Raw genomic sequence first — 10,140 nt, forward strand, 5'->3', positions numbered from 1 at the left:
TTCAGAATCGAGAAATCAACCGCCAGCATGAACTGCGCCACCAGCAGCACCACCAGCACCAACCGCAAACGCCCATCCAGACGAACGGGCCCCTCAGTTCCCGTATCGACCCGCGCACCCTCGACGACCGACATCGCGAAACACTTCCTCTCGATCACGCAACGAGCTGTTGCGTCATCGACTCTGGACCGGTCGGAGAGGGTTACCCAGCCCCCTGGTTGTGCTGGCGCCGGGCAAGCTAGCACTCCCAGGGCCACCTTCACGGGCAGCGCTCGGCGCCCTCCCCCGGCACACTGGAACGCATGGACACACCGACTGCCCTGGGCGAGTTCCTCCGCACTCGTCGCGCCCAGCTCCAGCCCGAGGACGTCGGGCTCCCCTCCCACGGCACCCGCCGGCGCGTGCCCGGGCTGCGGCGTGAGGAGCTCGCCCTCCTGGCCGGCGTGAGCATCACCTACTACACGCACCTGGAGCAGGGGCAGAGCACGAACGCCTCGGACAGCGTCCTCGACGCCCTGGCCCGCGCCCTGCGCCTGAGCCCGGACGAGCACGCGCATCTGCTGAATCTCGCCCGGCCGCCGCGCGCCAAGCGGACCCCGTCGCCGCGCCCCGAGTACGTCCGTGACACCACGCGCCGCCTGATCACCGCGATGCCTGAGGTCCCGGCGGTCGTCCTGGACGGCCGCAACAACGTGCTCGCCTGGAATCCGCTGGGACACGCCCTGCTCGCGGGGCACGTCGACATCGCGAGCCCCGACGACCCGGCCGTACGCCCGAACCTCACGCGGATGCTGTTCCTGGACCCGCACACCCGGGAGCTCTACACGGATTGGAAGGGCGAGGCCCGGGTCGCCCTGGCGGCCCTGCGCCTGGTCGCCGGGCGCAATCCGGAGGACCGCGCGCTCGCCGAGCTCATCGGGTCGCTCATGCTGCAGAGCCCCGACTTCGCCTCGCTGTGGTCGAAGCACCCCGTACGGGACTGCACGGTCGGCACCAAGACCCTGCACCACCCGGTCGTGGGCCCGCTGACCCTCGATTTCGAGAACCTGCACCTCACCGACGGCACCAACCACCGGATGCTGCTCTACAGCGCCCCAGCGTCCTCCCCCTCCGACGCCGCCCTGCGCATGCTCTCCAGCCTGACCGCCGGTCCTGCGGCGGGGCACGACAGGCCGAAACCCGCGTCGGCGGATGCCGACGCGGGCGGGGAGCGGTAGGGCGGCGGGTCAGTCCCGGGCGGCCGCGGTGACCGGGGTCCGGTCCCCGGAATCACCGGAAGGCTCCCGGGCCGGGGCGGGTGCCGGAACGGACGGCGTACGGGGCCTGGCGCGGCCGAAGCGGCGCATGGCGGGCATCTCGACAAAGCGGAACAGGAGCCAGCCGCCGAGCAGCGAGGCGGCGAAGAAGCCGGCGATCACGAGCAGGGCGACCGGAACGCTGTAGGTGTGCTCGCCGAGCAGCGAGCGCAGGTAGAAGATCGTGACGCCCTGGACGAGGTAGAAGCCGAAGGACACCTCGCCCAGCCACACCATGGGCCGGCTGCGCAGGAAGGTGGCCCGGCCGTCGACGTCGGCCTGTGCGGTGGCCCCGATGAGCGCGGCGACCGGGATGATCGTCGCGACGACGAATCCGTACTGGAACGGGGCGACGAGCGCGGCGGCGTAGCCGAGGACCGTGAGCACGAGGGAGACGCCGAAGCCGATACGGCGCGGCCACAGTCCCGCGAGGACGATCCGGGCGAGCAGGATGCCGAGGACGAACTCGAAGAGGCGGCCGGCCGGGAGCAGGTAGCCGAACCAGAACTGCATCCCGGAGATCGGCGTGATGGTGGACTTCGGGGTGTCGGGGACGAAGTAGGTGGCGATCAGCTGGAGGGCGACCATCCCGGCGATCATCGCGGCGCTCCAGCCCCAGAGGGCGGTCCGGCCGCGGAGCCTGCGGATCGGGACGATGAGCGCCGGGAAGAGCATATAGAAGAGCAGCTCGCTGCCGAGGGACCAGCTGGGCGGGTTGACGCTGAGGTTGACGGTGGGCTGCGGCCACCAGGTGTGGATGAGGAAGAGGTTCGGGAGCCAGTCGGCGACGCCGGTGACGGCCGAGCCGGCGAAGAGGATCATCGCGGCGGCGAAGACGACGAGGTGGTTGGGGAAGATCTTCAGCAGCCGGCGGCGGAGGAAGGCGGTGACGCGCTCGCCGGGCTTGGCCGCCCAGGCGAGGACGAAGCCCGAGAGGACGAAGAAGAAGGAGACTCCCAGGTAGCCGGCCTTGCCGAAGGCGGTGGAGAACCCGTCGGCGATCGAGGCGTCCGCGAAGGGGTTGATGGGCGCGTTCGGCGGGATCGGGGAGTCGGTCAGGGACGAGTGGAAGAAGAAGACGGAGAGTGCGGCGAAGAACCGCAGGCCGGTCAGTGAGGGCAGCTTCGCCCGCTTCGCGGCGTCGGGGGACGTCGTGGAGGCCACAGGGAATCGCTCTTTCGGGAGTGGGTTCGTCGGGGACGGCCCGGGACCGTGCTCCGCCATGCGGTGCGCGGTCCCGGTGGCGCGAAGGGGCTTGTGGGACTGCCGGGAGCGGCGGAAGGGGCCTACTGGTCGATCTCGTTGCGGTAGACCATGAGCTTGGCGTCCTTGGCCACGTAGTAGTTCTGGACCGAGTAGGCGATGGTCGCGAAGTCGAGGCGGCCGTCCCCGTTGAAGTCGGCCGTGGCGATGCGGGCGACGGACTCTTCGGAGACCCGCCACTTGGCCCACACGCCGTTGGCCGCGTCGATCGCCTTGTAGTACATGACGCCCTGCCAGGGCCACGGTCCGCGCAGGGCCACGAGGAACTCCTCGTCGCCGTCCCCGTCGAAGTCGGCGCAGACGATCTGGTGGCCGGGGCCCTCGCCGTTCTCGTTGGGGTCGCCGTACACGTCGAGCAGGACGCGGTTCCAGCCCTCGCCGCCCTCGTCCTTCGTGTAGACGGCCACCGTGTTGCCGTGGAAGGGCTCGATGGCGGCGACGTAGGCCATCGGGTCGTCGCCGAGCCGGCCGGCGTTGAGGTCGCCGCTGCCGCGGAAGCCGGTCTGCTCGAACTGGGTGAGCTCGCCGGTGCCGATGAGCTCGCGGATCCACTCCTGACGGGCCTCGTCGTAGTAGAGCCAGGTGACGCCCTCGTCGGAGGCGAGCAGCACGGATTCGAGGTCGGAGCCGGGGATCAGGCCCTGCTTCTTCTCGGCGCCGTGGATCATCCGGAAGTGGCTGTCGTCGATGACGGTCATCGGCCACTCCTCCGCCGTGTGCACGTCGTCGGGCTGGGTGAACAGCACGACGGGCAGTACGGCGTGGACGTCCTCCTTGGCGACGATCGGCAGGCCGATGATCTGGAGCCGGTCGGTGCGGGTGAAGTGGCCGGCGCGCAGGCGGTGCATACCGGTGGCGCGGCCGACGTAGTGGCGCTTCCAGCGGGACTCGTCCTTGTCGGGGGTGCCCGGGTTCTCCAGCCAGTCGATCTTGCCGCCTTCGGTGTTGGCGTCGTGGATCGTGCCGATCGGGCCGTAGAGGTCGTAGCAGACGATGACGTCGGGGTGGCCGTTGCCGCTGACGTCGGCGAAGTCGGCGCCGACGGGCATCTTGATGCGGTCGGCTATCAGCCGGCGGGTCCAGTCGCCGTCGTTGGCGTACCAGTAGATCTCGCCGAGCCGCAGCCCGTAGCCGAACAGGTCGGGCTTGCCGTCGCCGTCGATGTCGGGCGCCTCCAGCCAGTAGCCGTCGCGGAGCTGGTCGGCGACGACTTCGGCGGTGAACTTCGGGGCGCGCAGGACGGTCTCGTTGTTCTTGCCGGTGCCGGTGGCGGTCATGAGGGGTTCTCCAGGGAGGTGAGGGCGGTCGCGGGGCGCAGGGTGCGCAGTGCGCGGGGTACGGGGTGGTATTCGATGGCGAGCCAGATGCAGTCGGTGTCGGCCCGGTACTGGTGCCAGGGGTAGTGGTAGGTGCACTGGGGGCCGGTGGCGCAGAACGGGTCCGGGGTGGTGTAGCCGGGGCTCATCAGGACGTCCTGGTAGAGCGAGGCGTGGTCGCTGTCCCGGAAGCGCTGCATCCGGCCCAGGCCGTGGACCTGGGTGTGGACCTCGATGAAGTCGTGCTGGTTGTGGACGGCGCAGTCGGTGCCGGCGGGTGAGAACCAGAGGTTGGCGCGGACGTTGAACTCGCGCAGGTCCAGGGCACTCTCACGCTCGCCGAGTACGTGGGCCGGGTCGAAGAGGACGGTGTTGATGTCGTCCTGGGGGCTGCGGTGGAGGGCGGTCTCGCGGGGGAACTCGCCGGGGGCGAGGAGGTCGGCGAGGTGGGACCAGCCGGGCTGCTCGGTGATGCCGGTGATGTCGGTGCCGTCGGGGGCGGTGCGCAGGAGGAGGAGCGCGTCGGCCTTCTCGATGCGGGTGTCGGCGAGGACGGTCGAGGAGAGCGGGGGGATGGTCTTGCGCGGTTCCTCCGCGATGGTCACGGGCGTCACGCCGGGGTTGACGACGATGGTGCGGCCTTCGACGGTGTAGTCCACGGCGTCGCGGACGAGCGCGGCCCTCAGGTACGGGGTGCTGAAGTTCAGCGGGCGTTCGACGGCGGACGGGGTGGCGCTCATGCGGTGGCTTCCTCTCTGCGGGGTTCAGGTGCGGGCGAAGTCGGCCGTTCGGGCGAGCTCGACGCTGAGCTCGTCGACGGCGCTGTCGGGGACGAAGGGCTCGGGCGCGGGGCCCAGGCCGAAGAAGTGGGCGAGGGCGGCGACCGTGCGGGTGGTGGCCTGTCCGTCGCCGTACGGGTTGGCGGCGGTGGCCATCCGGTCGTACTCGGCGCGGTCGCGCAGGAGGGCCAGGGTGCGGGTGACGATGCCCTCGGTGGCCGTTCCGACCAGGCAGGCGGTGCCGGCGACGATGGCCTCGGACCGCTCGGTGACGTCGCCGAGGACCAGGGTGGGCTTGCCGAGGGCGGGGCCTTCCTCCTGGCTGCCGCTGCTGTCCGAGACGATGATGTCGGCGCGGGCCATGAGCTTGCAGAAGCTGAGGTAGGGCAGCGGGTCGACGACGGTGATGCTCGGGTGGCTGCCGATGTGCGGGAGGAGTGCCTCGCGGACGACGGGGTTGCGGTGCAGCGGGACGACGACGCGCACCCCGGGCTCGTCGGCGATCCGGGCCAGGGCCCGGCCGATCTGCGGCAGGTGCGGCCATGCCTCGCGGCGGTGCGCGGAGGCCAGGACGACCCGGCGCGGGTCACGGTCGAGGTCGGCCAGAGCCGGGTCGTCGTAGCTTTCGGCGCGGCCGCTGGCCCAGCGCAGGGCGTCGATGACGGTGTTGCCGGTGACGGTGATCGTGTCGGCGGCGATGCCCTCGCGCAGCAGGTTCGCCAGGTTGCCGGGGGTGGGGGCCAGGTGGAGGGCGGCGACCTGGGCGACGAGCCGTCTGTTGCCCTCCTCGGGGAAGGGCGAGCCGAGCCGGCCGCTGCGCAGTCCGGCCTCGACGTGGACGACGGGGATCCGCTGGTGGAATCCGGCCAGGGCTCCGGTGAGGGTGGTGGCGGTGTCGCCGTGGACCAGGACCGCGTCGGCGGGCGCGGTGGCGAAGTAGTCCTCCAGGCCGCGCAGCGAGCGGTAGGTGACCTGGGAGAGGGTCTGCTTGGGGGCCATCACTTTCAGGTCGACGTCGGCGGTGAGGCCGAAGGCGTCGAGGGTCTCGTCCAGCATCTGGCGGTGCTGCCCGGTGGAGATCACGACGGGCTCGAAGCGCGGGTCGTCCTGGAGGGCGCGGATGACGGGCGCGAACTTGATGGCTTCCGGCCGGGTGCCGAGGACTACGGCGACGGAACGCATGGCTTCCTCTACTTTCTGACGCGTTGGGAATCGAGCCGTGGCGGGGCGTGCGAGGGCGCGGCACGGCGAGTGCCGCGGGCCTGTCGAGAGGTGGTGGCCAGGGGATCGGATCTCACTGCGAGGGGCTTTTCAGCTGCCCTCTTCCGGCCAAGACACAGCTTTCCCGGAGCCGGCCGGACAGTCAACGAACGCCCGCGGCCACTCGAACGGTTGGCCGGGAACGACAGAAGCCCCGCACTCCGGGGGCCGGAGTACGGGGCTTGTGACCAGGGGTTACGGGTGGACGGTGTCAGCCTCGGGCAGGCTTGATCGACATGGAGTGGCGGAAGAAGTCGGAGGGGTCGTACTTCCTCTTCACCTGCTGCAGGCGCGGGTAGTTTCCCTTGTAGTAGAGCGTCTGCCAGGGCACACCGGACCTGTTGCGACGGGGGTCGGTGATGTCACGGTCGGGGTAGTTGATGTAGCAGCCGTCGGTGCTGTCGTCGATCAGCGGTACGCCACCGGTCGCCGAGAAGAAGTCCTCGTACAGGTCGCGCAGCCAGCCCAGGTAGTACGCGTCCTCGCCCTCGTCCTGCCAGAAGGTCTGGAAGCACATCTTGAAGATGGACGAGCGCTGCGCGTTGGCCGTGGCGTCGGGCGCGGCCGCGTTGACCTGCCCGCCGAAGGAGAAGAGCACCAGCATGGTGTCCGGGTTCTTGAAGTCCGGCCGGCTCATGTACCGGTAGAGCGCGGAGATCTGATGGTCGGTGAAGTTCTTCCGCATGTACGCGGACTTGTGGGCGCCGCGTGAGGTGGGGTTGGTGATGACCGGGTTGTTGGTGCCGACCAGTCTGGTCGCCTGGAGCCAGGGCAGGGTCCTGGGCTCCGCGAACTGTGGCATGGCGGGCAGCTCACCGGTAGGACGGGTGAGTGCCTTGGGGGTGACTCCCGTACCGGCCGTGATGGCCGCCAGGTAGTCGTCGAGCAGTTTTCTCGCGTTCGGCACCGTCGCATCGACCTGGGTGAACATGCCCAGGCTGCCGTGTGCCTTGGAGCTGACGTTGAACAGGCTGGAGAGATTGCGGTACGGGGAGTCGGGTGCGCTGTTGGCTGCGTGCCAGGCACCGAAGTTCTTCAGCAGCCGGGTGAACTTCGCCTCCGTCAACTGCTCCCAGGGAAAGTCGACGGCGCTCACCAGGACCGTCGACGGCGGGGAGATCAGCTGTTCGGAAGGTTCGGAGCCCGTCGCGCCCGGCGAGCGGAACCAGTAGCGGGTCACCAGGCCGAAGTTGCCGCCGCCCCCGCCGGTGTGCGCCCACCACAGCTCCCGGTTCGGGTCGTTCTCCTCCCGGGTGGCCACGACGGTGCGTACGCCGCCCTTCCCGTCCGTCACCACGACCTCCACGGCGTAGAGGTGGTCGACGACGAGGCCGTGGGCCCGGGAGAGCAGTCCGTAGCCGCCGCCGGCTATGTGCCCGCCGGCTCCGACGCTGTAGCAGATGCCGCCGGGGATGGTGACGCCCCAGCCCTTGTAGAGGGCCTCGTACACGTTGATCAGGCGGGCGCCCGCCTCGACGATGAACGCGCGGAACTTCGGGTCGTAGCCGACGTGCGTCATCTCCGAGAAGTCGATGATGACCTGGGTGCCGGAGTGGGCGGCGAAGTCGGCGAAGCAGTGGCCGCCGCTGCGCACCGACACCCGCTTGCCCGCCCGTACGGCGTCTCTCAGCGCGCGTTCGGCGTCCGCGGTCGAACGGACCATCTTGATGTAGTCCGGGCGGGCCACGAAGCGCTGGTTGTTGCCGGTGGTGAGCATTTCGTAGCGCGGATCCCCCGGCCTGACGACGGATCCGGTCCCGGCGGCCGCGGCGCGGGCCGCTTCGCCGGAGGCGCTCGGGGCGGCTGCCGCCACGGGGCCGGACAGGGCGCCGGCCACCGCCGCGCCTCCGACGACGGCCGCGCTGCGGGCGAGCATGGTCCGGCGATCGACACCGTTCATGTGCGTCTACCTCGACTTCTGTTCGACGATGGAGTGGGTGCCGTACCCGGCACCTGGTGCGTTCGTGAGTGGTGCGGTGGGGAGCTCTGCGCCGGGCTGCGGGTGCGGCCCGCCGCTTCCCCGGCTCTCGCCGCTGCCGTGGCTGCGGCGGTCCAGTCGGCCGGAGAGGGCTGCGGTGCCCAGACCGGCCGCGGCCAGTCCGGCACCGATCCAGGTCGGCGAGGTCCACCCGAGGCCGTGGGCCACGGCGAGGCCGCCGAGCCAGGCCCCGAGGGCGTTGCCGAGGTTGAAGGCCGCGATGTTCGCCGCGGAGGCGAGGGCCGGGGCCCCGGCGGCCTGCTGCATCACACGTGCCTGCAGCGGCGGCACCGTCGCGAATCCGATCGCCCCGAAGGCGGCCAGGGTGATCGCGGCGGGCACGGCGGCGTGCGAGGTGAAGGTGAAGATCACCAGTACCAGGCAGAGACCGCCGAGGATCAGGTACAGGCTGGGCATCAGGGCCCGGTCGGCGGCCCGGCCGCCGAGTACGTTGCCCACGCACAGCCCGATGCCGAAGAGGACGAGAAGCCAGGCGACCGCGCCGTCGGAGAAGCCGGCCAGGTCCGTCATCATCGGCGCGAGGTAGGTGAAGGAGGCGAAGACCCCGCCGAAACCGAGGACCGTGGTCGTCAGCGCCAGCCACACCTGGGGCTTGCGGAAGACGGCGAGTTCACCGCGCAGGGCTCCGCGTTCCGGCGCGGGCTGCGCCGGCACCAGGGCGATCAGCCCGAGCAGTCCGACGACCCCGATGCCGGTGACCGCCCAGAAGGTCGAACGCCAGCCGAACTCCTGGCCCAGGAAGGTGCCCAGCGGTACGCCGAGCACATTGGCCAGGGTGAGGCCGGTGAACATCAGGGCGATGGCGCTGGCCCGCCGGTCGGGGGCCACCAGGTCTGCGGCGACGACGGAGCCGATCCCGAAGAACGCGCCGTGCGTGAGGGCGGCGATCAGCCGCCCGCCCATGAGGGCGGTGTAGTCGCCGGCCAGGGCACAGAGCAGGTTGCCGGCGATGAAGATCGCCATGAGGACGACGAGCATGGTCTTGCGCGGCAGCCGGGCACCGGCCGCGGTCATCAACGGTGCGCCGACGACCACGCCGAGGGCGTAGCCGGTGACCAGCATGCCGGCGGAGGGGATGGAGACGGACAGGTCGTCGGCGACTTCCGGGAGCAGACCGACGATGACGAACTCGGTCGTCCCGATGCCGAAGGCACCTATGGCGAGGGCGAGGAGGGAAGCGCGCATCGGCCCGGTCAGACCTGTCGCAGGGCGCCGCCGTCGACGCTCCACTCGGCGCCGGTGACCTGTCCCGCGAGGGGTGAGAGCAGGTACGCGACAACGCCGGCGACATCGTCGGGGCTGCCGATGCGGCCGCTGGGGAGTCGGCGCACCTCGCGGATGAAGTGGTCGACGGCCTCGTCGGCCGGGAGGCCGAACCGCTCGCCGAGCTGCTCGGCGAACCCGCCGGGAGCGTCGAAGAGCGCGGTCCGGGTGGGCCCCGGCGAGACCACGTTGGAGCGCACGCCGCGGACGCCGAACTCCGCTGCGAGGGACTTGGAGAGGGAGAGCAGCGCCGTCTTGGTGGCGGCGTAGTCGACGATGCCCGGGTCGGGGAAGCGGGCGGCCTCGCTCGCAATGTGTACGACGGCGCCCGCTCCGGTGTCCAGGAGCGCGGGGAGGGCCGCGCGGGTCATGCGGACCGCGGAATGGAAGTTGACCTCGAAGGTGCTCTTCCACTGCTCGTCGGTCACGTCGAGGAAGCCGGTACGGGACTCCAGCGCGCCGACGTTGTTGACGAGGCCGTCGATCCGGCCGTGGCGTTCGATGACCGTGTCGGCCACGTGGCGGGCGGCGTCGGGGTCGGTGAGGTCGGCGGCGACGGTGCTGACGCGGTCGCCGAGGGCTTCGGTGCTCCAGGGCTTGCGGGCGACGCCGACGACGGTGGCGCCTTCGGCGGCCAGGAGGCGGACGGTTGCCTCGCCGATTCCGGACGACGCACCGGTCACGAGGTACACACGGTCTTCGATACGGAGGTCCATCACGTTCCTTGAGAAGAGGAGACCTGGGGGGTGGGACCTTGGGGCGTCCCGGCACGGTCGGGGGGGAAGAGGACCGTGCCGGGACGCCTCTGGGGGAAGGGCCGGTCAGGGGGCTCAGCCGGCGGCGGCGAGGTCCTTCGCGGCCTTGTTCCGGAGGAAGAGGACGGTGGTGAGGGTGCCGACGAGGACGATGGCGGTGTTCACGATGACCGCGGTCGTGATCCCCGCATGGATATCGGTATTGGCCGC

At 70.6% G+C, this 10,140-nt stretch carries 8 protein-coding genes; 1 reads left to right on the forward strand and 7 read right to left on the reverse strand.

Annotation, left to right across the window (positions count from 1 at the left end):
- The first annotated feature begins 302 nt into the window (after positions 1–302).
- Positions 303–1,217, forward strand: coding sequence for a helix-turn-helix domain-containing protein (locus ACZ573_RS38085; protein ID WP_471313457.1), 915 nt, complete (start codon positions 303–305; stop codon positions 1,215–1,217).
- A gap of 9 nt (positions 1,218–1,226) precedes the next feature.
- On the opposite strand, the gene ACZ573_RS38090 is transcribed toward ACZ573_RS38085, so the two are convergent.
- The 7 genes from ACZ573_RS38090 to ACZ573_RS38120 form a co-directional block, all read right to left on the reverse strand.
- Positions 1,227–2,459: an acyltransferase family protein gene (locus ACZ573_RS38090; RefSeq protein ID WP_471313460.1), complete on the reverse strand. Its 1,233-nt coding sequence runs from the start codon at positions 2,457–2,459 to the stop codon at positions 1,227–1,229.
- A gap of 122 nt (positions 2,460–2,581) precedes the next feature.
- Positions 2,582–3,835, reverse strand: coding sequence for an FG-GAP repeat domain-containing protein (locus ACZ573_RS38095; RefSeq protein WP_471313463.1), 1,254 nt, complete (start codon positions 3,833–3,835; stop codon positions 2,582–2,584).
- The gene (locus tag ACZ573_RS38100; protein ID WP_471313465.1) at positions 3,832–4,614 is read right to left on the reverse strand and encodes a hypothetical protein; all 783 of its coding nucleotides are present in this window, start codon (positions 4,612–4,614) and stop codon (positions 3,832–3,834) included. The genes ACZ573_RS38095 and ACZ573_RS38100 overlap by 4 nt, the downstream gene beginning before the upstream one ends.
- A 24-nt stretch (positions 4,615–4,638) precedes the next feature.
- On the reverse strand, positions 4,639–5,835 hold the full coding sequence (gene wecB / locus ACZ573_RS38105) for a non-hydrolyzing UDP-N-acetylglucosamine 2-epimerase (protein WP_471313467.1): 1,197 nt from the start codon (positions 5,833–5,835) through the stop codon (positions 4,639–4,641).
- Between the two features lie 289 nt (positions 5,836–6,124).
- On the reverse strand, positions 6,125–7,813 hold the full coding sequence (locus ACZ573_RS38110; protein WP_471313469.1) for an FAD-binding oxidoreductase: 1,689 nt from the start codon (positions 7,811–7,813) through the stop codon (positions 6,125–6,127).
- A gap of 6 nt (positions 7,814–7,819) precedes the next feature.
- Complete coding sequence (locus ACZ573_RS38115; protein WP_471313471.1) at positions 7,820–9,097, reverse strand: MFS transporter; 1,278 nt, start codon at positions 9,095–9,097, stop codon at positions 7,820–7,822.
- Positions 9,098–9,105: 8 nt separating this feature from the next.
- Positions 9,106–9,891 carry an SDR family NAD(P)-dependent oxidoreductase gene (locus ACZ573_RS38120; protein WP_471313473.1) on the reverse strand — a complete coding sequence of 262 codons (786 nt, stop codon included), beginning with the start codon at positions 9,889–9,891 and terminating at the stop codon, positions 9,106–9,108.
- Positions 9,892–10,140 lie beyond the last annotated feature (249 nt).

It is taken from the genome of Streptomyces sp. NPDC040545 (assembly GCF_055595065.1).